At 57.9% G+C, this 23,102-nt stretch carries 20 protein-coding genes; 9 read left to right on the top strand and 11 right to left on the bottom strand.

The window, feature by feature from the left end; genetic code table 11:
• Positions 1-119 precede the first annotated feature (119 nt).
• The 3 genes from HALTADL_RS02020 to HALTADL_RS02010 all read right to left on the bottom strand — a co-directional run bounded on the left by HALTADL_RS02020 (position 120) and on the right by HALTADL_RS02010 (position 3,594).
• On the bottom strand, positions 120-659 hold the full coding sequence (locus HALTADL_RS02020) for a hypothetical protein (RefSeq protein ID WP_265472936.1): 540 nt from the start codon (positions 657-659) through the stop codon (positions 120-122).
• A 36-nt stretch (positions 660-695) separates the two neighbouring features.
• The gene (locus HALTADL_RS02015; RefSeq protein ID WP_100190865.1) at positions 696-1,313 is read right to left on the bottom strand and encodes an ArsR/SmtB family transcription factor; all 618 of its coding nucleotides are present in this window, start codon (positions 1,311-1,313) and stop codon (positions 696-698) included.
• Positions 1,314-2,256: 943 nt separating this feature from the next.
• Positions 2,257-3,594, bottom strand: a complete 1,338-nt coding sequence (locus HALTADL_RS02010) for an ISH6-like element ISHla10 family transposase (protein ID WP_012659191.1) — start codon at positions 3,592-3,594, stop codon at positions 2,257-2,259.
• A gap of 141 nt (positions 3,595-3,735) precedes the next feature.
• Between HALTADL_RS02010 and HALTADL_RS02005 the strand changes: the two genes are divergently transcribed.
• The 7 genes from HALTADL_RS02005 (at position 3,736) to HALTADL_RS01975 (ending at position 11,257) form a co-directional block, all read left to right on the top strand.
• Complete coding sequence (locus HALTADL_RS02005; protein ID WP_143054211.1) at positions 3,736-4,410, top strand: hypothetical protein; 675 nt, start codon at positions 3,736-3,738, stop codon at positions 4,408-4,410.
• 104 nt (positions 4,411-4,514) lie between these two features.
• Positions 4,515-5,585, top strand: a complete 1,071-nt coding sequence (locus HALTADL_RS02000) for a DUF1616 domain-containing protein (RefSeq protein ID WP_089674002.1) — start codon at positions 4,515-4,517, stop codon at positions 5,583-5,585.
• A 274-nt stretch (positions 5,586-5,859) separates the two neighbouring features.
• On the top strand, positions 5,860-6,534 hold the full coding sequence (locus HALTADL_RS01995; RefSeq protein WP_089674003.1) for a nucleotide sugar dehydrogenase: 675 nt from the start codon (positions 5,860-5,862) through the stop codon (positions 6,532-6,534).
• A gap of 4 nt (positions 6,535-6,538) precedes the next feature.
• Positions 6,539-7,705 carry an ISH3-like element ISHla1 family transposase gene (locus HALTADL_RS01990; RefSeq protein WP_009486633.1) on the top strand — a complete coding sequence of 389 codons (1,167 nt, stop codon included), beginning with the start codon at positions 6,539-6,541 and terminating at the stop codon, positions 7,703-7,705.
• A gap of 200 nt (positions 7,706-7,905) precedes the next feature.
• Positions 7,906-8,868: an outer membrane protein assembly factor BamB family protein gene (locus HALTADL_RS01985; protein WP_245708402.1), complete on the top strand. Its 963-nt coding sequence runs from the start codon at positions 7,906-7,908 to the stop codon at positions 8,866-8,868.
• Positions 8,869-9,129: 261 nt separating this feature from the next.
• A complete protein-coding gene (locus HALTADL_RS01980; protein ID WP_089672037.1) occupies positions 9,130-10,257 on the top strand; it encodes a pyridoxal phosphate-dependent aminotransferase in 1,128 nt (375 codons plus the stop codon).
• Positions 10,258-10,330: 73 nt separating this feature from the next.
• On the top strand, positions 10,331-11,257 hold the full coding sequence (locus HALTADL_RS01975; RefSeq protein WP_089672040.1) for a YncE family protein: 927 nt from the start codon (positions 10,331-10,333) through the stop codon (positions 11,255-11,257).
• Between the two features lie 31 nt (positions 11,258-11,288).
• Here HALTADL_RS01975 and ppc read toward each other — a convergent pair whose 3' ends face one another.
• The 8 genes from ppc to HALTADL_RS01935 all read right to left on the bottom strand — a co-directional run bounded on the left by ppc (position 11,289) and on the right by HALTADL_RS01935 (position 19,156).
• Entirely contained in the window at positions 11,289-13,982 is a 2,694-nt protein-coding gene (ppc, locus tag HALTADL_RS01970; protein WP_089672043.1) for a phosphoenolpyruvate carboxylase, read from the bottom strand.
• 215 nt (positions 13,983-14,197) lie between these two features.
• Positions 14,198-14,767, bottom strand: a complete 570-nt coding sequence (locus tag HALTADL_RS01965; protein ID WP_089672046.1) for a DUF7110 family protein — start codon at positions 14,765-14,767, stop codon at positions 14,198-14,200.
• A gap of 143 nt (positions 14,768-14,910) precedes the next feature.
• Positions 14,911-15,252, bottom strand: coding sequence for a glutaredoxin family protein (locus HALTADL_RS01960; RefSeq protein WP_089672048.1), 342 nt, complete (start codon positions 15,250-15,252; stop codon positions 14,911-14,913).
• Positions 15,253-15,323: 71 nt separating this feature from the next.
• Positions 15,324-15,962: a transcriptional regulator GfcR gene (gfcR, locus tag HALTADL_RS01955; protein WP_089672051.1), complete on the bottom strand. Its 639-nt coding sequence runs from the start codon at positions 15,960-15,962 to the stop codon at positions 15,324-15,326.
• Positions 15,949-17,019 (bottom strand): glucose 1-dehydrogenase, encoded by a 1,071-nt coding sequence (locus HALTADL_RS01950; protein ID WP_089672054.1) that lies wholly within the window; start codon positions 17,017-17,019, stop codon positions 15,949-15,951. The genes gfcR and HALTADL_RS01950 overlap by 14 nt, the downstream gene beginning before the upstream one ends.
• A gap of 602 nt (positions 17,020-17,621) precedes the next feature.
• Positions 17,622-18,257 carry a uracil-DNA glycosylase family protein gene (locus HALTADL_RS01945; protein WP_089672057.1) on the bottom strand — a complete coding sequence of 212 codons (636 nt, stop codon included), beginning with the start codon at positions 18,255-18,257 and terminating at the stop codon, positions 17,622-17,624.
• Between the two features lie 70 nt (positions 18,258-18,327).
• Positions 18,328-18,798: a DUF5793 family protein gene (locus tag HALTADL_RS01940; protein WP_089672060.1), complete on the bottom strand. Its 471-nt coding sequence runs from the start codon at positions 18,796-18,798 to the stop codon at positions 18,328-18,330.
• A 166-nt stretch (positions 18,799-18,964) separates the two neighbouring features.
• Positions 18,965-19,156, bottom strand: a complete 192-nt coding sequence (locus HALTADL_RS01935) for a hypothetical protein (RefSeq protein ID WP_089672063.1) — start codon at positions 19,154-19,156, stop codon at positions 18,965-18,967.
• 151 nt (positions 19,157-19,307) lie between these two features.
• Between HALTADL_RS01935 and HALTADL_RS01930 the strand changes: the two genes are divergently transcribed.
• Entirely contained in the window at positions 19,308-20,378 is a 1,071-nt protein-coding gene (locus HALTADL_RS01930; RefSeq protein WP_089672066.1) for an enolase-like domain-containing protein, read from the top strand.
• Positions 20,379-20,551: 173 nt separating this feature from the next.
• The gene (locus tag HALTADL_RS01925; protein WP_089672067.1) at positions 20,552-23,077 is read left to right on the top strand and encodes a bacterio-opsin activator domain-containing protein; all 2,526 of its coding nucleotides are present in this window, start codon (positions 20,552-20,554) and stop codon (positions 23,075-23,077) included.
• Positions 23,078-23,102: the final 25 nt, after the last annotated feature.

Genomic DNA, 23,102 nt, shown 5'->3' with positions numbered 1-23,102 from the left:
AGTCCAATTGAAAAAAGTCTGATGCCGGTAGCCCGAGAAATGTAGCCTCTGTGTATAGCACGGAGAACAAAAATGTGAGTTAATTAGTATTCCAACAGGATCCTTCAGGACCACATTCGCTATTGGCTACTCCAAGAAAGTGATTCGACGGTCGGGAACTGTTTTTTTGCTTTCTGTGGTGGGTTGTAGTACCGTGATTCAATATCGTAGTATCCAAATTCAGGCGGAATACGGGCGCAAGCCTGAGCCAGAGTCTTATCTGCTGTGTGAGTGATAACGCGGATTCGAGTGTTTTGTTCAAACAATCGTACAGCCAACGCAACCACAGATGCGTCTCGCCAGTTATTGGTATTTGGATACTTGCTCTGTTGGTTCAAATATTCGTCTGCGAGATGCTGTGCTTGTTCAACAGGGTCAGTAACCGAGTCAAATGCCGAATTCCGATTATTCGGTAGCGGAGTTGCGACGCGAATCCATCCTTCCTTGATGCCTGTATCAAGATATGGATTTCTCGGAGGATCTTCCCCATAGTTCGTCAGCTCACGGTAGATCGATGGTGAAACCCAGAGTTCTGTATCCGCCTCAGCGACGGCTTGTTTCAACGACCGTAACTGAGGACTTGGTGATTTACCCAGACTCCGGAAGATAACTGTATCCACAATATTCGCCGTGTACAGTTGCTCTGACCGAGGCATCTATTCGTCGGCCAACTCTGACTGTAGATCGTCGTCGACCACGTCATCGGGAGTATATGTCGTTGGGCTCGGATCGTCGCCACCGAGATCGTGAATCTCGTAGAGTGCCTCGACGAGATCATAAGTTGTTCCGTGTGAAAGGTCGGTCAGCGTACCGATTTGTCGGATCGTGACATCGCCGTCGCTATGTGCGTTGATCAGATCGTGAGCAAGTGCGAATGTCACAAATCCGTGTTCGTCACAGACACGCTTGATAATTGGATATTCATCAGACTGTGCGATGACTGCAACGAGCTTGGGGGTGATCGTTATCTCTATCCCACGAATTGTGAGCGTCAGTTCGAACTCCTCTGCGTCGTACGCACTTGTACCACCGCTATTTTCTGTTTCACTGATTAGCCCTGCACGTTCTAACCTATGTAGATACTCGTAGACGGTCTTTTTTGAGACCGCTACTTGATCGATGAGTTCGGGAGCAGTCACACCTGGCGACTGGCGAATAGCGGTGTACAGCTCAGCGAGGTTCGCATTTGTGAGTAGGTCTGTGAAGGTAGGAAGCCCAGTAATCATCGCGGGACCGTTGCCCGCATTACGCACATGTTCTGTATCGTAACTCATTGTATAGAGTTACGAAACTCGAAACAATAAACGTTGGCATCAATCAAGCGGCATAATCTTGGACACTGCAGGCTCTCGTTCCACTGCGGAACGATTCGTCCTTTCAGCCGTTCCCCAGCTGATTTGAGAGAACAGTTCTATTTGAGTACTTACTCATTGTAACAGTTTGAAATGAAAAATACTTACTCAATAAATGTGATAAAAATCATGTATTTGAGTTTGTGTTTCGTCACCCAGATAGCTACTGGCGATGAGATACTAGAGCCCGTTCTCACTGTCGTGAACTGGAACTCACACCCAGTATACGATGGGAATTCTCCTCTGTTGAAAATGTGCCACGCGGCATGCTAGGCTGCCCCATACTCTGATCTCTATTAGCCGCTAATCGTGTAAATTAGGTAAGGACTTGATACTAATGAGATTGGAACTGAGAAACTGTATTATGGTCTCTAGAATTAAAAACAAGCAATCTGTTTGCATACCGGCTGGTCTCGATTCGAGGAGTTACTCCTGTGTGCGATCACTGTCGAAACAAGGGATCCACACAATTTTGGCTTCGATAGAGGCTGAAGTTGCGGCAGGTGCATCACGATTCTGTGACGAACAGATTCAAATCCCATCTCCAAAGCAAAATATACTCGCCTATAGGGATGCCCTGCTCGACATTGCTTCTCGCCGGGATGTAGAGACGATACTCCCTGTACGACCCCACGATGCGTATCTGTTTGCACGGTACAACGACTTGTTTGATCCTCACGTCTCGCTGACCACACCCTCGTCCGACCTACTTGAGACTGTTACCGACCGGTTGCAGCTCGCAGCGGCAGCCGAATCAGCAGACGTTGCCGTCCCTCACACCAGGCTAGTAACAGATGTCGACGATTGGAGCCCAGAACTCATAGTCAAATCCCGGTTCAATTTATTGGTCGTGTTGCAAAGCGGTCTAGACTTTGCCGCTGGTACTCTCAATTGAGAGGTCACAGTTGATTGCTGTTTTGGTCGAACGTTGGAGCAGTTCGTCGAGGAACGCTTGGTAGTACTCGGGGTCGGCGTACTTCACCAACCGAAGTTGGAGTATCGCTTCCAATCCCTCTGCTGTCCAGCGCATCCACTGGTTCTTGCACCGCTTGCTGACCTCGCCCATCAGTCGTTCGACGGGGTTCGAGGTCCACGGAACCTCGAACCCCTCGACAGCGTGCTCGGCGAACGTCACAATCGACGGCAGCCACCGCCGAAGATACCCTGCAGCCTTTGCTGACCCGAACTGCTCCAGTTGCCACGCTGTCTTCTCTAATCGCTCTCTCGTTCGCGCGATCCGCGAGCGGATCGCCGCGAACTCCTCCGCTGGACGATGCTTCGCCACAGAGTTCTTCAGATGGAACACCTCGTCGATCACCTCCGAAACGATCTCCTTCCGACGGTCCAAGGAGAAGACGCCATCGTCCCAGAGGGTGTAACCCAGCGTTCGGCCGACGTGGACGAGATCGAGCTGGTGGTCACGGTTTTCGTCGGTAAAGGCTGTGACGATGCCGCTATCAGCGTCACTGACGACCGTCGCGTCGTCAGTGACTGCGCCGATATCATCGAGTTCGGCGGCAGTTTCGTCCCAGTCAGCGTTGACCGACAGATCCAGCAGGGAGCGTGACTCTTCGGCGGTGTCTTCGCCGAGCGTTGCTTGGACGGAGTGGGACGAGCGGTCGTCGTCTTGGCTGTGGCACTTTGTCCCGTCAGGAATGACGGCGTCAGCGTCTGTGCCAGCGACACAGTCTGGAAGGAACTGTTTGAGCTTGTGGCCGTATTTCTTGGCACGGCGGTTGATGGTGGTCGGCGACGGCATCGAGACGAAGCTGTCGCCGTGATTGGCAGCGTCTCGATAGCTGAGCGAGGTAGCGAGATCGACGCTTTTGGCGGCGATGTCCTGCTGATAGCGGTTCTGCCCGTCGAAGTCGAGAACGTCTTCGACGGGCCGGAAGTAGCTGGATTCGTCTGGGGAAGCGGCTGTATCTTCGACGTAGTGGAGAGAGAACTCGTGTTCTCCGGCAGTTGTGACAGCTGTGCGGGTGTCGGTGCCGGCGCGTTGGAAGCGCTGGTCACCGTTGCCATGTGCGTGTTTCTCACCACAGAGCGCCTCGACGCTGGCGGCGTCGAGGCTCTCGACCAGCGATTCGAGAAGGACTGCTTCGAGGTTCTGGTCAGTGACGGCCTCGGCAAGCGTGGCGAGCGGTAGCGTTTTGTCGTCGTCGATACTCAGTTCGAACCGCACGTCGATTGTGGCGTGCATGGGGTACCTCGGTTTGGACACCAGAGGCAACCCCGCCTTCACGGGAGTCAGTTACTACTGAACTCTAGAGGACTTTGCGACACGACCAATTTATTGACCGAAGAGTCGATTGAATCGTTTGGTCCTCATGATGTAGCCGAGGTGAATACTATCAAGCATCTGTATCCGGGTGAGACACCCGACGTCGAGGTGATTATCGAGGAGATGAACCACGTCCCTATCGTTCAGGATTACATTCGGAGCGCCGACGAGTACGTCTTCGGCGCGCTCTACGATCACGGCCAGCCGCTGGCGACGTTCCAACACCGTCAGATTCGGGGGGATTCCTACATCGGTGGTGGCGGCGTCTACCGTGAGGCGGTCTCGATGCCGGCCCTCGAAGAGGCAGGTCGAACCCTACTAGACAGTCTGGAGTACCACGGCCTCGCGTGTATCGAGTACATGGAGGACAAAGAGACCGGAGAGTTCGTGTTGACCGAAATCAACCCGCGCATGTGGCAGTCGCTGCCTTGTGCAGTTCAAGCCGGGGCTGATTTTCCATACTACTATTGGCTCTCGACGCAAGGATTGAGTTCCAAGATCAACCACGAGTACGATGTGGGCGTCGGAAGCCACCTGCTGTACGGTGAACTCGGCTATCTACTCAGTATTTTGCGAGAGGAGTCTCCACTGGTCGACCGACCGTCTCTAGCCACGGAACTACATGCAGTCCTTCGATCGTGTTACGACATGCCCCGGTTCGATACCCTTCGGGCCGATGATCCACGTCCGTTCCTCCGTGGGTTGAAATATGTTATTGAGAAAAAACTCACTTAGTAACTATTAGATGAACGACTTCTATGCCGTTAGGTTAAAGATTTAATACCAGATATATGTGCTCGATGATACCACTTTTGTCAGATGGTGTCGATTAGCTGACAATGGCTATTGGTGAAGGCCTCAAAAAGTTATTAGTAGGTTGTAAGAAGTCTCTACCAGCAGATCTTGTAGCAACTGCAATATTCACAATACTGATGATTATCGCAGTTTCGCTACCGACAGTCAGAGAGTCTGTCCTCAGATTCGTTCTGGGTCTGGCCTTCGTGGCCTTCATTCCCGGGTATGCGTTTATTGCGGTTCTGTTTCCAGAATCATATCTTTCTGCCGACCCCGAAGCTGAAGAGACAACTACTGAAGAGGCAAGTAATATGTTGGCTGCTCGCTTGCCTGGCACCGGCGGCATAGACAGAATCGAAAGAGCCGCCTTAGCATTTGGGACAAGTATCGCCATCGTCCCGCTCACCGGGATTGGCCTCAGTTTCACACCGTGGGGTATCCGTCTGATTCCAGTTATTTTCACACTCGCCGGAGTTACGTTGGTGGGAGTGGTGCTCGCCGCGTATCGTCGACAGAAACTCCCTGAAGACAGACAGTTTACCGTCTCGTTTCGACAGTGGATGGACACTATGTGGACACAGAATTTGAAGCCGGACACGCGGCTTGATTCTGTTCTCGTGATTGTCCTTGCGATTAGCGTCGTTTTCGCCTTCGGTACTATTGGTTACGCTGTGGCTGTGCCCCCCGACGGAGAACAGTTTACGGATTTTTATATCCTGACAGAGACTGCTGAGGGCGAACTCGTAGCCGAGGAGTATCCGAGCGATCTCGTAGCCGGTGAGCCCGAACCGATCGTCGTCGGCCTAGAAAATAATGAGAACGTCGGGACGGAGTACACGATTATTGTCGAGATACACAACACAACGGTTCCAGAAACCAACAAAGCGGAGATCGTCGACCGACAGCGGGTGACAACTTTCAAACCGGTTGTCGAACCTGGAGAGGAGTGGCGTACCGAACACAACCTCACCGCGGCGATTACTGGAGAAGACCTCCGTGTCACCTACCTGCTTTATATTGGTACTCCTCCGGCCCAGCCGACGCCCGACAACGCGGATCAATCATTACATCTGTGGGTTGATGTACGCAATTCAGAAGGTTCGGTGGCTACGTGAGTTGTGATCAACAGTCCGTATACACGGTAATTGACGGAGGAACGAAAACTCCCCAATAATACTATTTATATCCATAAAAATAGTTTGTAATTGGATATTAAGGTAGTAATGGAACATCCTACATAAATAGTAAAAATGGTAGAACATAAATAAAAGTAATATAGAGATATTATAGCTACTTGTACTATCGAAATATATATGATGGCCTATGTAGATTATGTAATCTAGACGACAGCAATACAGTCCCTGTCTGACCCGAAAGGAGTGAGATTACATGGATATCCCAAAAGCAAGACATCGCGATGTATCGGACCAATCACTGTACAAAATTTGCATTGTTGGACTCGGCTACGTTGGCTTACCGTTAGCGACGGAGTTTGATCAGGCAGGCTATGATGTAGTCGGATTCGATATCGATGAAGACAAGATCAATCAGCTAAAAACGGGACAGGATCCAACCAATGATGTCGGTGCCGAGAGGGTCGAACGGTCCGATATCGACTTTACGACCGATACGGCATCATTTACACATGCGGAATACGTTATCATTACAGTTCCAACTCCCGTCGACGAACTCAAGAAACCGAATCTGAAGTACGTCGAACGGGCCGGCGAACTTGTTGGTCATACCATACGACCCGGAACGAAAGTGGTCCTTGAATCGACCGTGTATCCGGGGGCAACACGAGAGATTCTCGGACCGGCGATCGAACGTACATCCGAACTGGAAGCTGGCGAAGGGTTTTATCTCGGTTACTCACCGGAGCGATTGGTTCCCGGTGATGAGGACAACGGATTTCGTGATATCGTCAAGATCGTGAGTGCAGAGAATGACACCGTACTCACCGAGATCGCCGAACTCTATGAGTCGGTAGTGGATGCGGGCGTCCATCGAGCACCAAGTCTCAGTACTTCACAAAGCCGCTTAGTTAGAACGTCTGCTTGCTGAAGGTGTGTCTAAAACCAAACAAGCAGACGGTGAGATCCACGAGGACCAGCTTCTTAACTTTCTCGTCAACCGCCTTGACGAGGAAGTTTCGCTCTCGTTAGCCAATAACGCTGAAATCACTGCTGAAGACATCTATGAGGTCCTCGTCGGCGCTTGCGCCGACGGGACCTCTGTCTCTACGCTCTGTGCGTCGAGCCAGAACTCACCCGCTGGGAACACGGTCCTCTACCATCTTCGGACGAAGTTCGAGCCGGAACGGCTCGAACGAGTCGCTAACACGCTCCTGCGAAAGGATCTCGATGAATTGCTCCCCGAACAGGTGGAGGTCTGCGCAGACCTCCACCTGCGGCCCTACTACGGTGACGAAGACGACACAGACGGCCTCTATCACTCGGTAGCGAAGCGTGGAACCACTGCGTTCCACGCCTATGCCACACTCTACGCGCGTGTGAAGAACAAACGCTACACGCTGGCGGTACGCCGTCTCAAAGACGGCGATACCGCAAGTAGTGTCCTCGCTGAGTTCTTCGGTGTCCTCGACGGCCTTGACGCCGGGGTCAAGGCCGTCTACCTTGATCGCGGATTCTACGACAGTAAGTGTCTCACGCTGCTTCAGGCGCACAATTACGCGTACGTGATCCCGATCATCCGGTGGGGTGAGGCGATTCAGCAAGAGCTCTCGGAAGGATGGAGTCGCGTCATTCAGCATGATCTGACGGGGAAACTCGACGGTCACAGCTGGACCGTCGATTTTCCCGTCTACATCGACTGTACGTACCTAAATGGGAAGTATGACGAGAACGGTGTGGCGCGTCACGGCTACGCCGCTGACGCGCCGTTCATCGACTCACCACGGGACGCTCGATACCACTACTCGAAACGCTTCGGTATCGAGTCAAGCTATCGCTTGTTTGAGCAAGCGATAGCGACAACGACAACACGAGATCCAACGGTACGGCTGCTGTACGTGGTGGTGAGTCTCCTCTTACAGAACGTCTGGCGGTACCTTCACTACGAGTATGTGGCGACGCCCCGCCGAGGCGGGCGTCGCCTCTGGTGGTGGCCGTACAAGGAGTTCGTCAATATGATTCGACGAGCTGCGTGGACGGCCCTCGCGGTGCGTCGGGCCGTCCCCGCGAATCGGCCACCTGACGACCGATTCCACCGCTAACCACCGACCGAGCAAGCCAGCGGAGTGAGTGGCGACGCTGTCGCGTCGGCGGCTGACCGCCGCCGACAGCGACAGCTCTCCGTCGATCCGTCCGTAATTCTCTCGTCGAGACCGTCAGTACAACCGCTTCGACACAGAACTCAGGCCGCAGAAACAGCTAGCCGAGGATGCTTTGTGAGGTACTGAGTCTTGCCGGGTGTATGCGCGCCACTGACGACGGGACAGGGACCGAAAGAACCGCCGGCCCCACCGGCGCGCCGATGTTCCGATACACCCCCGCCCGGACCGGTGGACCGCCCGACGCGACCGGCCCAACTGACTCGGTCACCGAACAGTGGGCCGTCGAAATAGACGAGAATCCCGCGGAGTGGCTCGTTGTCGACGACGACACCGTTTACGTCGTGAGTCACGACAACGCGATCTACGCCCTCGCTGCAAGTGATGGGTCCGAACAGTGGTCGGTTGCAGTCGATGGAAGGATCGCCTCGTCGCCGGCGGTCGTCGACGGCACCGTCTACGTCGGACGCGGCGGCGGAAATCTGTGTGCGTTGACTGCGAACGACGGCACCGAACAGTGGCGCTTCGATACCGGCGCATACGTGACGCCGTCACCAGCAGTGGGCGACGGCATCGTCTACGTCGGGGGCGGCGACGGGCTGTTGTATGCACTGGACGCCACCGACGGCACCGAACAGTGGTCCCGCGAGCTACGCTATTTGGGCGGCCCAACGCCAGCGGTGGCCGATGAGACTGTCTACTTCAAACTGAGTGGGGAGGTTTGGGCAGTGGATGCCGCCGACGGTACCGACCGGTGGACGTTCGATCTGGATAGGGGGGTTCTCAGGTCCGGTATAAGTGAACTAGCCGTACTGGACGATACCGTCTATGCAGGGACTGGCCACGGCGTCTACGCGCTGGCCGCGAGCGACGGCACTGAACGGTGGTTCTTCGAGACCGATGTCGGATCGCCGCTCGCAGTGACAACCAATGCGGTCTACGTCGGCGATATGGAGGGCACCGTCTACGCCCTAGATCCACGTAACGGCACCGAACACTGGCGCTTCGAGACGGGAGATCGCTGGGTGTGGTCGACGGTGGTGGTCGACGAGACTCTCTACATTGGGACTTCCAATGGCACAGTATACGCACTTACAGAACAGTAGCGACCATTGTAAGAGAGAATCGACACCTTGCTTTAGATACCCTCTGTATCTTGCACAGCCCTACCTACTAACTTCTGAACATATACTACTGTTACGCTGCCTTCGGTACGTGCCTCAGAGACAAACAGGCGCTCAACGGAGGTTCGACGAGGAGTCCAAACGTGGCCCCGCCGTTCCCAGACAGTTCGAACGAGCGACCCGGTACTGGGTCGCCCATCGAATGTAACAAAAGCTATCCTGTCGGCCGAGAGCATAGGGAGTATGACAGAGTTCTCCTCACGTGTCGAGCGCATCTCGATCAGTGGCATCCGCGAAGTGTTCGAAGCCGCCAGCGAAGACGCCATCAACCTCGGCTTGGGCCAGCCGGATTTCCCAACGCCAGAGCATGCCCGACAGGCCGCCGTCGACGCCATCGAATCAGGCAAGGCCGACGGCTACACGGGCAACAAGGGGATCGAACCGCTCCGCGAGGCAATCGCCGACAAACACCAGCGAGATCAAGGCATCGACGTCGACCCAGCCGACGTGATCGCCACCTCAGGAGCCAGCGAAGCCCTGCACATCGCTCTCGAAGCCCATGTTGATGCGGGCCAAGAGGTCATTATTCCAGATCCGGGGTTCGTCTCGTATGACGCCCTCACGAAACTCGCTGACGGTGAGCCAGTCCCAGTCGACCTCCGCGAGGATCTAACGGTCGACCCCGCTGCAGTCGAGAAGGCGATCACCGACGACACCGCGGCGTTCATCGTCAACTCGCCTGCCAATCCGACCGGCGCGGTCGCAAGCGAGCAGGACATCAAAGAGTTCGCCCGCATTGCCGACGAACACGACGTTCTGTGTGTCTCCGACGAGGTCTACGAGTACACCGTCTTCGAGGGCGACCACCACTCGCCAATCGAGTACGCCGACAGCGACAACGTGGTTGTCGTCAACTCCTGTTCGAAACTGTACTCGATGACCGGCTGGCGACTCGGCTGGGTTACCGGCTCCACCGAGCGCACAGAGCGCATGCTCCGGGTCCACCAGTACGCCCAAGCCTGCGCCAGCGCTCCCGCCCAGTACGCCGCTGAGGCCGCGCTCACTGGGCCACAGGAGATCGTCGAGGAGATGACCGACTCGTTCAAACGTCGACGGGATATCCTGCTCGATGGATTAGCTGATCATGGCATCGACTGTCCGACCCCCCACGGCGCGTTCTATGCGATGCCGAAGGTGCCCGAGGGATTCGTCGACGAATGTATCGACCGGGGTGTGATCGTGGTGCCGGGCGAAGCCTTCGGCGAGGGCGGCGAGGGGATGGCGCGGATCTCGTATGCGACCGACGAGGAGACGCTGCGTGAGGCCATCGAAATCATGGGCGAGGCGGCTGCTGCGGCGCGGTCAGCCTAACGCGTTTTGAGTGGACTGTCTCGGGAGCCGGACGGTGCTAACAGGCTTTAGCGTGGCGACCCCTGACTGTGATATGGATGACCGACTGCTCGTACTCAACCGGGACGACGACTGCGTCTCAGTTGTCGACCCCGAATCCGGCGAGACGGTCACCGAAATCGAGACGGATTTCGGCCCGTGGACGATAGAAACTTCGCCTGACGGTGCCAAAAGCTACGTTACCTGCTCGCAGGGTGATGCGCTGAATATTATCGACAACGAGAGCTATTCGGTGACTGCTCAGGTCGAACACGATCTGTTCGACGGCCCACGTGGGATTGCGGTCCGCGAGCAGTCGACCGAAATCTGGGTCGTCTCGCGGAACAACAGCCGGGTGTTCGTGTTCGATATTGAAACAGACGAACTGCTGGATGTGATTCCGACCCACCAGTCCCAGTCGAATTCCCTCTCGTTGAGCGGCGACGAGTCGCTGGCCTACGTCACAAACAGCAGTGGCAACACACTCACGATCATCGACTGTGAGGAGCGTCGGATCTCAGTCGACGTCCCGGTCGGCGACGGGCCCGAAGGTGTGGCGGTCAACCCCAATACCGAAAACGTCTATGTGACGATCCAAAACGAGAGTCGACTGACCGTCCACGACCCGGAGCACCACGAAATCATCTACAAAACGGGACTCGGCGACGCGCCGATGGGGATCGTCTTTTCGCCGGATGCCAGCGTCGCGTTGGTTCCCAACCGGATGTCGAACGATGTCTCGGTCATCGAGACACGGTTCCACCGCAACGGCACCGGTCGACCGTGGGAGGTCGAACGTATTCCGGTCGGCATCTGGCCGAGCGAGGTCGTGTTCAACACCGACGGCTCGATGGCCTACATTACGAACAACAAAACCAACGACGTCTCGGTGATCGATATGAACGCCCGCCAAGAAGTCGACCGCATCGATGTCCGGACCCATCCCGACGGTATTACCTATCTGTCGCGGGGGTCGGACTGAGAGGAGCGAACGAAATCCCTCGGACGGCCAGCTATCCGGTGTTTTTCATGCCGGCTGCGATCCCATTGACGGTGAGCCGGAGGGTGCGTTCCTCGGCTTCGGTCAGGTGGGTCTGACTCAGCAGGTGGGTCTGCAGCAGGTTGAGTGGGTCGACGTAGGGGTTCCGGCGTTCGAGACTCTCGTCGAGCCAGTCGCGGCGAAGCAGGTCCTCGCGACCAGTGATCTCGGCAGTGAGGTCGACGGCCGTCTCGTACTCACCTTCGATTCGCGGTTGGAACTCCTCGCGGAGTTCCGTGTCGGCCAACGCAGCGTACTCGTCGGCGATTTCGAGATCTGTCCGGGTCAAAGACAGCGCCGCCCGGTCGAAGGTGGTCTGGAAGAACGCCCACTCGTCGTACATCTCTTGGAGCGTCTCCATGTCGCCGCCATCGTCGAGGTAGGCCTCGACGCCGGCCGCAAGCGAGAACCAGCCGGGGAGAATACACCGCGACTGGGTCCACGAGAACACCCACGGGATCGCCCGCAGGTCCTCGACCGAGCGATCATCCGACCGCGAGGCCGGACGCGAGCCGAGGTTGAGATCCTCGATGACCGTAATGGGCGTGGCCTGCTCGAAGTAGCTGACGAAGCCATCAGTTTCGAGCAGGTCACGGTAGGCCGACCGCGCCGCGGCGGCCATCGTGTTCATCGCTTCGGCCCACTCGTCGGGCACCTCTTCGACCGGCTCGTTGAGTGCGTTGTGGCGGGCACGGATCTGGGCGTCGAGCATCTGTTCGAGATTCCGCTCGGCGATCCGTTCGTTGCCGTACTTCTCGGCAATCGCTTCGCCCTGCTCTGTGAACTTGACCTGACCGGTGACGGTCTCATTCGGCAGCGCCAGCAGTGCCTTGTTCATCGGGCCGCCACCGCGGGAGATAGAGCCACCGCGACCGTGGAACAGCCGCATCGTCACGTCGTAATCGTTGGTGATTTCGGCGAGGCGTTTCTGGTTCTTATAGAGGTCCCAGTTGGCCGCGAGGAAGCCGTTTTCCTTGTTGGAGTCGGAGTAGCCCAGCATGATCTCCTGGGTGTTGCCACGGGCTTCGAGAACCTGTTTGTAGGCCTCGTTTTCGAACAGCGTCCCCATGATCCGGTCGGCACCGTTGAGCGCCGACTCGGTTTCCAGCAGCGGCACCACATCGAGACCGGCGTGGTCCGGCAGCGAGACTGCGCCGACCTGGTCGGCGAGGAACAGCACTTCGAGCACGTGGCTCGGCTCCTCGGTCATCGAGATACAGTAGGTGTCGATGGCTTCGACGCCGAACTCGTTTTGCCAGTCGCCGAGTGCGGCAAACCGCGTGAGCACTTTCTCGGCCACTTCGGAGACATCGCCGGGGTTCTCGGGGTCGATCAGCGGCTCGTCCTGCAGGATCGCATTAGTTAGGAGGTCGACGCGCTCGTCTTCGTCGAGGTCACGGTATTCGATGCCTTCCTCGGCGAGTGCCTCGTCGATGGCCTTGGTGTGCTGAATCCGGTGGTCCCGTAGATCGAGGCTCGCCAGTGAGAAGCCGAAGGTGCTGACTTGGCGGAGCAGGGGTTCGACGAAGGCTTCGGCGATGTCGCTGCCGCCGTAGGCCCGAAGGCTGGAATCGATGGTTTCGAGATCTTCGAGGAGTTGATCGTCCTCGTCGTAGCCGCCGGGGCGAACGTCACTAATGCGGTTGAGTCGTTCCCGCATGAGCCGCAGCTTCTGGCGGTATGGCTCGTCCGGATAGCGTTCCTCGGCCTCCCCGGTGATCATCGGGAAGTCTTCGAAGTCAGCATCGAGAGAGGCTTGGAAAGCCCCAGTCGTCGGATAACGGTCGCCGTCCTGACTCAGGACCGCAGACAGCTCTTTGAGAAGCGTGCGGTAGCGTTCGAGGACGATCTCTCGCTGGCGTTCGAGGGTGTCTTGGGTGACGTCGACGGTCACGTATGGGTTGCCGTCTCGGTCGCTGCCGGCCCACGAGCGGAACTCGAAGAGCTTCGGTAGGTCGATGTCGGGGTACTCGTCGGTGACGACGTCCTCGAACTCGGAGTAGACCTCGCCGGTAACATCGAACAGCGTGTTTTCGAGGTACCACTGAATGTTTCGGGCCTCGTCCTGTGGTTCGGGCGGCCGCTGTCGAACCTGTCGCGTCTGCCAGAGACTCGTTACTTCGGCGTTGATATCCTTCCAGACCGAGTTGGATTCGCGGTCGGTCAGCGATTGGGAGTCAAGCGTTTCGAGGTGGTCCGCAATCGAGCGGAGTTTTGCTTTGACCGTGCCGCGGCGGGCCTCGGTCGGGTGGGCGGTGAACGTCGGCTCGATGAGCACGTCGTCGAGGACGCTTTTGACGAGTTCGCTGTCGGCTCCGGCCTCCGAGAGCTCTTCGATGGTGTCTTCAAGGCTGTCATCGAGCGTGCCCGCTTGGGAACCTTTGCGGACTGCGCGGACCCGCTCGCGCTCCTCAGCGAGATTGATGAGTTCGAAGTACGTGGTAAACGCCCGCGCCACGTCGCCTTCCTCGCTGGCCGACAGCTGTTCGAAGGTGTTGCGAAGCTCCTCGCGGGAGTCGATATCGCCCTCTCGGTAGGCAATCGCGTTCTTCCGGAGCTCCTCGACGGTTTCGAAGGATTCGGTCGACGTCTGTTCTTTGAGTACGTCCCCGAGCAACGCACCCAGTTCACGGACGTCTTGGCGCACGCCCCGATTGTGTAATTTCATACCATATGGTAGATGCACCCACTGGTAAAAGTCTCACCAAGTTTGGAGAGCAGTTACTAATGATAAATGATAGTAGTTCGCCGCCGACAGTGACGCTGCTCCGGGAGAAGCACGTGGTCGACGATCTAAAAATGTGGCCGACAGCAGCGGTCGGAGTGCCGATACCTACTCCACAGGAAGCGTCAGTCCGCGGTCAGTCCGCGCTCAGTACGCACCTAGTCCGAGATGAACTCGTTGTCCCGCCAGTCGACGCCCGTCTTACCGGAGTTGTTTTTCCGTGGGTTCTCGACGACCTCGACGGTCGCCGACCGCTTTTCACCCTCGACGATGCGTGTGGCTTCCAGATCACCGTCGTGTTCGGTGATCGCGGTCAGGGTTCCCTTCTCGGAGAGCAGTGCGATCTCTCTGAGCACGAGGAACATCGCGTACTGGACGGCGGTGTTTTGGAGGACGGTCTCGCGGTCGCCCTTGAAACAGGCGAACTCGACGAGTTCGGAGGGGATCTCCTCTTCTTCCTCGTCGCCCCAGCGCGGGCCACCGGCTCGCGGTGGCTCTTCCTCGTAGACCCGTGTCTCGGTCACGCTGGCCTTCAGCTGGGCGGTTGGCGTGTACTTGCTGAGACTCTCATCAGTGGCGACGGCCTTGATGATCAGCGTGTTGTTGCGTCGAGTGATGTCGACGTCCTCGATCTCCTCGGGGAGATCCGGGTCCTCGTCGAAATACGAGTGGACGTCTTCGAGTGGCAGTTCAAGCGTCGAGTGGAGACGGAATACGCGACCTGTCATAGTGGATTAGGTTGACGAGTACTTCCCCGCGGCTGCGCCGATACCTACTGTCAGTAGGGGACGGTGATTATTTATATCTGGTGAGAATACTGTACTAGTTCTCTTGGTACAGACTCTCACTGAACTGTGAGGGTCGACCGCGCTCAAGCTGTGAGTTCGGTTTCGAGTTCGCCGCGTTCCTCAAGCTCTTCGAGAATGTCGCTGCCGCCGATAAACTCGCCGTCGACGTAGGTCTGTGGGATCGTCTCCCAGCCGCTGTGGGCTTCGAGTGCGGCTCGATACTCGTCGAGTGCGGGGAGGACGTCGACCGTTTCGAACTCCTCGACGTGGCTGCCGATGAGTTCGACGGCTTTCGAGGAGTAGCCACACTGCGGCATCAGTCGGTTCCCCTTCATGAAGAGGACGACGTCGTTGGAGTCGAGTGTCTCGTCGACCTGCTTTTCGACCGACTCGGCGTCGAGATCGCTGTCGGGCTGGAATGTCATACCTGTAGTAGGAGCCGTGTCCTGAAAGGTATTGCGTCCCTCGGTGGCTCCCGTCGCGATAGGCGTCGCCGCTACTCCTCGCGGCCGACGCTGACGACGTTGATCAGCGAGTACACCGGGACGCCGTCGATCTCTTCCAGTCCCTGTTTGTCGACTAGCACCACACAGCCGACGGGTTCGCCACCCCGGGCGCGGATCGCCTTGATCGTCTCTCGAAGGGTCGTCCCCGAGGTGATCGTATCGTCGACGATGTAGCATTCCTGATCGTTGATCGGCGAGAAGTTCCGCGAAAAGCCACCGCCGAGGTCGTCGATGTCGCCCTCATCCCACTGGTGTTTGGCCGGGGCGTAGGCGCTCAGATCGGTGTCGAGTTCACGGGCGACGATTGTCGCCAGCGGGACGCCTGCCTTCTCAATACCGACCGTGAGCCTGACATTCTTGCCCTCTTTCGAGATGATGTCGGCCATCGCTTGGCTCACGTGTGTCAGCCGGTTGCTGTCCCGACCGATATCTTTCCAGTCGACGTGGATATCCTGTGGACTCGTCGCCTCAGTGATTCGCGGTTCGGGCTCGCTCGTGGTGCCGCTGCGTTCGACCAGCCAGCTTGCAGTCTCGCGCGAGACGTTCAGTTCGTCCGCAATTTCTCCCTTCGAGAGTCCTCGCTCGGCCAACTCGGCTGCGCTTTCGATGAGCGTGTCAACGTTTTTCATATGTACTGAATTGGACCGCGTTTTTTATAGTCGTGTCGTCGTCCACAAACGCCCCTTCGAACTCGTCGAGTTCGTAAATGCCAGTGACGAGATCCGAAATGAACGAGTCAGAAAGCGACGAAAGCGAGTCGACGGCGGCCTCGAACTGGCTGACGTTGGAGTTGACGCTGCCGACGATAGCCTTGTTGTGCAACACGAGCTCGCGGTGGAGTTTGCCGCCGTTGATTTCGAAGGTCCAGTCACCGGGGACGCCCAGCGCCGCAAGCACGCCGTTGGGTGCGAGTGCCTCAATCGACTCGAAGGGATGTTTGGCGTAGCCGGTGGCTTCGTAGATCAGATCCGGGGCCTCGTACTGCTCTGGGATCTCCGGCACGGGAGTGTCGTTGCTGTTGATGTAGGTGCTGTCGAGCGATTCGATGATGTCGATGGTCGGATCGGGCCGTTCGCGTCGACCCAGACAGTAGGTCCGGTCGAAGCGCTGTTCGAACATCGCCAGCGTCAGCAGCCCCAGACTCCCGTTGCCCAACACGAGAGCGGATTCGGGGCTCCACTCGAAGGCCGACCGACTGGCCATCGCGTGTTCGACCGCTTTTTCGGTGATCGAAATCGGTTCGACCAGAAAGCCGAGTTCGGCGAGTTCGGGCGGCAGGCTGACGAGTTTTGATTCGGGGCTGGTGAAGTATTCGGCCATGAAGCCGTGTGCGCCCACGATACCACGTTCGTAGTACTGGCCTTCGGGGGCCATATCCGGTTCCTCGTTGTCGAAATATCTGTTCGAGCCGTTGGGTGGTCGACGCACTGTCGGGACAACCACGTCACCGACAGCGAGGTCTGTATCGTTGGGGTCCTCGACGACGCCGACTGCCTCGTGGCCGAGAATCAGGTAGTCCTCGCCGTCGGGCGCGCCGCCGTGGGCCCCTGAGATCACTTCGTGGTCGGTGCCGTCGACGCCCACCCGAAGCGTCCGAATCAGTGCCTCGCCCGAGTCGGGTTCCGGTTTGGGAATCTCCAAGAGCTCAGCCCGCTCTGCACCCTCTCTGACGCCAATTGCTTTCATTGAATCATCGTACTCGGTCGACGGTAAAAGAGTTATTCGTTTGTGAGTAAATTTTTATATGCTCAATTAGACAGTCAGGACAGACACGGACGGTCGACCTGAAACGGCGTTGTATGGTAGTTGGACTGACTGTATGGGTTATAACGACTTGGTGAGTCGATATTTCAGGGTCGACAGTGGCGACCGGTCGGTGGAGCCAGTGGGTGGTCGACTGGAGTCAGAAATTCTGTCGCTACCACTCACCGAGTTTGGATCGAAACAAGCAGGTCTGCGTCGCAGCCAACAGCCGCAGTTGGGGTGCCCAGGGTGGGGGCTGACGGGTCGAAAACCCGTCGGGACCACGAGACGGCACCCACAACTGCGGGCCGTGTGACTGACCAAGCCACTGTGGGAGCACTAGTCCACAGCGTATCGGCGCACCTGACGTAGCCGCGTCAGCACGCCACCAGAGTATCGAACGTATGTCGTCAAAAAGGCTTGTGTTACACTAAATTCGACCATTGTACGCACTGATTCTGTCTGGGTCGTGGATATATGTGGCATATTTCAACGCATCACCGATTCGAGCGTTGGTTATCGGACATTTGTCCGTTTGGCCACGGTCACCGGACGTAGTAGGGGTCGCTGCCGGCAATAAAACGCCCGAGGTCGGTTTCCCGTCGGAAGTCAGTCGACCGAAGCTCTCGGATCGCCTCGCCGAGTCGGGTTTCGTCCTCATCCGACCAGTCGGTGGGCTCTTTGATCGGGATCACGAGCCAGCCGCTGCCGCGGAGTTCGGTGGCGTGGAGCCGGTCCATGTCGACGGTCGTCTTCCATGCCTGAGCGGTGTACTCTTCGAGGACGTGCCGTGTGGCTCGCTCGCCGACCGGAAACAGGACGTGGGCGGCGATGGCCCGCAGTTCGGCGTCGAAAAACCGCTCCATATCGGTGTACTCGGCCTCGGTGGGGTCCCCACCGGGATTGGGGACGCACATATGGAGATACGAAAAGAACGTCTCGTCGACGATTGGCTCCGAGCCGGTGGTTCGAAGCAGCCCAGTCGTCCGGAGGACCTCCTGAAGCCGCATGGCTGAATCGAGATCGGTAAACGGCACGCCGCTTTCGGCACCGCCGTGGACGCCCGGATGGTCGCCGATGACGTGGAAGGCGGCGTTTGCGTCACCGTAGCCGGGGACAAACTGGCCACACGATGGCTCCATCCCGAACGGATTGCTCGTGCGGTCGGTAACGTTTTTCACGGTAGCTGGTATCTGAGGACGGAATAAATGTCGACCGGTTCGGTTCGATGACGGTGCGGCTACGACCGATTCAGAGTTCGACGCCCGAGGGAATCAGACTCTGTGCGCGCAGGAGATCACCCTCTTCGTCGTAGACGAGGAAGGTCCCTTTGTCGTAGGTAACCGTCTCGCCGTCGACGACGATTTCGATCCGGTAGCGGTCGCTGGTGTTGGTTTCCCGGCCGTACTCGCGGGCGGCATGGATAAACTGGAAGACGTCGTCGGCGTCCTCGTTGGTTTCGAAGATGAAATCGCCGGTCAGTCGGTTGGCGACGCTGACGACGCCATCGGCGGTCGGATCGTCATCCATGGACTCGGTGAGCCGGAAGGCGACGTCGATCATATCCGCAGAGAGGCGGTCGCCGTCTGCGCCTTTCAGTCGGGACTGGAGCTGTTCAGTAGTGCCGGTGACCGAGATCCGAGCCAGCGGCTGGCGAGGATCGTTGTCGGTGTCGACCCACTCATGGTTTCGAACGTCAAGGTCAAACTGTTCTCGCCGCATTCGGTACCACTACTTTCGTGTCCGGGCGTATCAACGTAACGCCTCCCTCTTGGCAAGTATGTATCAAATCTGTCGACTGTCCCTTCGATATGGGCCGGGGTCGGTGCTGGCGTCGACGGGACGACAGTCCGAGATAATGGAGTCTCGACTCAGCCAAACAGCCGAACTACTGCCGGGCGAAGTAGGTGATGTCGCGTTCGAGTGTGAACCCCTGTGGAACGCCAATGTCTTCCAGACAGTCCGTACAGAGCGGTTTGAACATCGTGCTCGAATCCTTGTCGAGACCGACTGCGTCTTCGAGATCGATCACGTCCTCACATTTGCTACACTCGATTTGGTTGCCCTCCAAAATCTCCATGGCATTCCTTTCATGCCATCCATAATAACACTTTTTCTGTCTTGTCAGCTAGTGTATGATAGTCGACAGGGCCATCGGTTTGTGGCCCTGAGCTATGGGCTATCAGTTTGGGCCCCCGAGCTATTTGCGTTAGCCGCGTGTTGAGGGGTGTATGTCACTCTACGACCGAGTTGCGGATCTGTCGCTCGACGTCGACGCGGTCGACTACAGCCGCCACGAGCGGGAGACGACCAGCGATTTTACCCGGACGACAACGGTCATCAGTCTTCACGGCGACGGTGAGACCGGTCGCGGCGAGGACGTGACCTACGAGACCGCCGACCACGATGCGCTACAGGCGGCCGCGCCCTCGTTCGATCTGGCTGGAACATACACCGTCGACTCGTTTTCGGAGACGCTCGCCGAGCGGGATCTGTTTCACGGCCGAACCCCCGATCAGGACGCCTTTCGCAACTACCGGCGGTGGGGGTTCGAAAGCGCAGCTCTCGATCTCGCCCTCCGGCAGGCCGACACGGATCTCGCCAGCGTACTCGACCGGCAGTATGACTCCGTGGAGTTCATCGTCAGCACCCGGTTGGGGAGTCCGCCGTCGACCGACAGAATCGAAACGCTGCTCGGTCGCAACGCCGCCCTCGAATTCAAACTCGATCCCACCAACGAGTGGACCGCCGAGCTAATCGGGGAGGTAGCCGACACCGGTCGGGTTCGAATCCTGGATCTCAAGGGCCACTACGAGGGGACGGAGGTCGACCAAGAGCCTGACCCGGAGCTATACAGTCGACTGCTCGAATCGTTCCCGAACGCGATTATCGAAGACCCTGCACTGACCGCCGAGACCGAACCGCTGTTCGATGGTCACCGCGAGCAGGTCTCGTGGGACGCGCCGATTCACGGCGTCGACGACGTCCAGTCGCTCCCGTTCGCCCCCGACTGGCTCAACATCAAACCCTCGCGGTTCGGCTCGCTGGCCTCGCTGTTGGCGACCATTGAGTACTGCACCAGCCACGGGATTCGCATGTATGGCGGCGGTCAGTTCGAACTCGGTGTCGGTCGCCAACAGCTCCATCTCATCGCCTCGCTGTTCTATCCCGAGGCCCCGAACGATATCGCCCCGGCGGCGTACAACGTCCCCGCACTCGACGCCGAACTACCACGTAGTCCGCTTTCGCCGCCGGAGGCTCGCAGAGGCTTTGGGTGGCCGCCAGCGTCGGTCGACCACTGAGCGGTCGACACTCCGTGGCCGAGAACAGCCGACCAGAAACGCGGTCAATTCACCTACATTGGGACAGACCAAACAGATTTCAATCAAGTCTGATTTGTCCGAATACACCACCAATACGACTGGTAACCATACTATACGTGCGCCTATTACCGTTGGGCGACAATTAGCGTCTGATGGACGAGTATGGAGAAAGATTCCGGATGACGAGAGCCGACGACGCCCAGCAGGCAGTCGACGGCTCGGCAGTGTTGGCGGAACTGGTCGACGAGGCCGTCTTCAAACTCGACAGCGATGGCAGGATTAGCGCCGCAAACAGCCGCTTCGAGATTCTGACCGGCAGGAAGCGCCAAGAGCTGGTCGGACGTCAGCTGTCGGCGTTCGTTGTCGAAAGTAAGGCCGACAACGTGGCGGCAGTCGTTCGTGCGCTCCGAACGCGTCCCCAGGGCGAGCAGACAACGCTTGCGGTGAGTGTGCAAACCGGGGGCGACGAGCCGATTGCCTGTCAGCTCTCGCTTGCGGTCGTTTCCCGAGCCACAGCCGGCGATAACGGCGAACTCGTCGGCACAGTCCGGCCAGTCGACACCGCCGGTGCCGAACTCGAACGCCGCGCGAACCAGCAGGCTGCCGTCGCAAGGCTCGGCCAGCTAGCGCTCGAATCCGACGACCTCGACGACCTCATGCTGGATGCCGCCCGGCTCGTCGGGTCGACGCTCGACTGTGCGTACTGCAAGGTTCTGGATCTCGATCTTGACCGCGAGGAGCTACTGCTCCGACAGGGTGTCGGCTGGCAGGACGGTATCGCCGGGACTGCGACTGTCGAATCGAACACGAACTCGCAGGCTGGCTATACACTGTCGACCGAGGAGCCGGTGATCGTCGACGATCTCGACACCGAAACGCGGTTCAGCGGACCGGAGCTGCTGACTTCCCACGACGTGACAAGCGGCATTAGCGTCAGTATCGGCTGTATCGAGAACCCGTGGGGCATCCTCGGCGTCCACGACACGCGCAGTCGAGCGTTTGCCGAGGACGATGCCAACTTCGTCCAGAGCATGGCCAACGTTCTGGCCTCGGCTATCGACCGCCACGACCGCACCCAAGAGCTCCAGCAGTACGAGCGGATCATCGAGACAGTCAACGATGGTGTGTATACGATCGGCCCCGAGGGCCGGTTTACGATGGTCAACGAGGCCTACTGTGAGCTGACGGGGTATGATCGCGAGCAACTCATCGGTGCGCAGACCTCCTTAGTGGTCGACGAGGGGGTACGCTCGGACGTCGTGGAGTTGGAGGCAGAAATGGCAACGGGCAGCGTCGACTTCCCATCGATAGAGGCCGAAATCAGGACGGCTGACGGTGAGACTCGGGTTGTCGAAGCGACGTTAGCACTGCTCCCGACCGGCGACCAGTGGGAGCGAGTTGGCATTGTGCGGGACGTGAGCGAACGGAAAGCATGGGAGAAACGACTCAAAACCAAACGGACGAAACTGGCTGCGCTCAACGAAGTGAACACGGTCGTCCGAGAGGTTACCAATGGGATTCTCGACCAGTCGACGCGCCACGAGATCGAACAGTTGGTCTGTGAGTCGCTTGCCTCGTGTGGCTCCTACCTGTTCGCGTGGATCGGCGAGGTCAACGCTCGCACACAGGAGCTAGAGCTCCGCGCAGAGGCGGGCATCGAAGGCTATCTCGACAATATGACGATCTCGGTCGTCCCCTCGAATCCGATGAGTCAGGGGCCCGCAGGAAAGGCGGTACTGACCCAAGAGATACAGGTCTCACAGAACGTGTTCACCGACCCGGCCTTCGAGCCATGGCGACCCATTGCCAACGAGCGAGGCTACCAGTCGGTAGCCGTGATCCCGATCACCTATAACGGAACGTTGTACGGGGTTCTCGGGCTGTACTCGGATATCGCCGACGCCTTTGTGGACGAAAAACAGGCCATCATCGAGCAGTTGGGCGAGATCATCGGCCACGCAATCGCCGCGGTCGAACGTAAACAAGCACTGATGAGCGATGCGGTCACTGAACTCGAATTCGAGATCCGAGACGTGTTTGCGGCGTTCGATGTTCCCGAGCTCTCTGGCACGATTACGTTCGACCATGTGGTGCCGGTCGACGGTGACAGCTATCTCCAGTACGGCCGAACAACGCCGGAGCTGATGGCCGTGCTCGAAACGCTCGAAGCACGGCATCCCTCGTGGGAGTCGTGTACCGTGCTCTCGGCGTCCGAGACGGAGGTGCGGTTCGAACTCCGTATCACGGAGCCGCCAGTCACCTCACTCGTCGCTGATGCGGGGGGCTCGATCAAACAGGCAATCATTGAGGACACTGATTTCCGAATGACGATCCATCTGCCACAGTCGACGGATGTCAGAGGGGTACTCAACCGGATTCGTGAACGGTATCCGACCACTCGTCCTGTCGCCCGTCGACAGGTCAAACGATCCGAGACCAACCCGGAGCAGATCATCAGCACGTGGACCGAAGCACTGACCGACAAACAGCGTGCCAGCCTCGAAGCCGCCTACTTTGCGGGCTTTTTCGAGTGGCCACGGAACAGTTCTGGTAAAGATCTCGCCAACGCGATGGATGTCTCACCGGCAACCTTCCATCAGCATCTCCGCCTCGCCGAACAGAAGCTGTTTCGGATTCTCCTCGACAATCCCGAAACACGCCCATCAATCCCGCAGTGACCACTCACCGAGAGCCCGTCGACTG

Origin of the sequence: Halohasta litchfieldiae (assembly GCF_002788215.1) — an archaeon.
Taxonomy (GTDB): Archaea; Halobacteriota; Halobacteria; order Halobacteriales; family Haloferacaceae; genus Halohasta; species Halohasta litchfieldiae.
Note: the sequence above shows the minus strand (reverse complement) of the source record. Positions and strands in the feature narration are given on the sequence as shown.

What these genes read in the sequence shown, in the direction of transcription:
- HALTADL_RS01975 (WP_089672040.1), top strand. Translation starts at nt 10,331, where the DNA reads ATGGATGACCGACTGCTCGTACTCAACCGGGACGACGACTGCGTCTCA.
- HALTADL_RS02010 (WP_012659191.1), bottom strand. Translation starts at nt 3,594, where the DNA reads ATGCACGCCACAATCGACGTGCGGTTCGAACTGAGTATCGACGACGAC.
- HALTADL_RS01930 (WP_089672066.1), top strand. Translation starts at nt 19,308, where the DNA reads ATGTCACTCTACGACCGAGTTGCGGATCTGTCGCTCGACGTCGACGCG.
- HALTADL_RS01980 (WP_089672037.1), top strand. Translation starts at nt 9,130, where the DNA reads ATGACAGAGTTCTCCTCACGTGTCGAGCGCATCTCGATCAGTGGCATC.
- HALTADL_RS01995 (WP_089674003.1), top strand. Translation starts at nt 5,860, where the DNA reads ATGGATATCCCAAAAGCAAGACATCGCGATGTATCGGACCAATCACTG.
- HALTADL_RS02000 (WP_089674002.1), top strand. Translation starts at nt 4,515, where the DNA reads ATGGCTATTGGTGAAGGCCTCAAAAAGTTATTAGTAGGTTGTAAGAAG.
- HALTADL_RS01950 (WP_089672054.1), bottom strand. Translation starts at nt 17,019, where the DNA reads ATGAAAGCAATTGGCGTCAGAGAGGGTGCAGAGCGGGCTGAGCTCTTG.
- HALTADL_RS01925 (WP_089672067.1), top strand. Translation starts at nt 20,552, where the DNA reads ATGGACGAGTATGGAGAAAGATTCCGGATGACGAGAGCCGACGACGCC.
- HALTADL_RS01985 (WP_245708402.1), top strand. Translation starts at nt 7,906, where the DNA reads ATGCGCGCCACTGACGACGGGACAGGGACCGAAAGAACCGCCGGCCCC.
- HALTADL_RS02015 (WP_100190865.1), bottom strand. Translation starts at nt 1,313, where the DNA reads ATGAGTTACGATACAGAACATGTGCGTAATGCGGGCAACGGTCCCGCG.
- HALTADL_RS01940 (WP_089672060.1), bottom strand. Translation starts at nt 18,798, where the DNA reads ATGCGGCGAGAACAGTTTGACCTTGACGTTCGAAACCATGAGTGGGTC.
- HALTADL_RS01965 (WP_089672046.1), bottom strand. Translation starts at nt 14,767, where the DNA reads ATGACAGGTCGCGTATTCCGTCTCCACTCGACGCTTGAACTGCCACTC.
- ppc (WP_089672043.1), bottom strand. Translation starts at nt 13,982, where the DNA reads ATGAAATTACACAATCGGGGCGTGCGCCAAGACGTCCGTGAACTGGGT.
- gfcR (WP_089672051.1), bottom strand. Translation starts at nt 15,962, where the DNA reads ATGAAAAACGTTGACACGCTCATCGAAAGCGCAGCCGAGTTGGCCGAG.
- HALTADL_RS01935 (WP_089672063.1), bottom strand. Translation starts at nt 19,156, where the DNA reads ATGGAGATTTTGGAGGGCAACCAAATCGAGTGTAGCAAATGTGAGGAC.
- HALTADL_RS01960 (WP_089672048.1), bottom strand. Translation starts at nt 15,252, where the DNA reads ATGACATTCCAGCCCGACAGCGATCTCGACGCCGAGTCGGTCGAAAAG.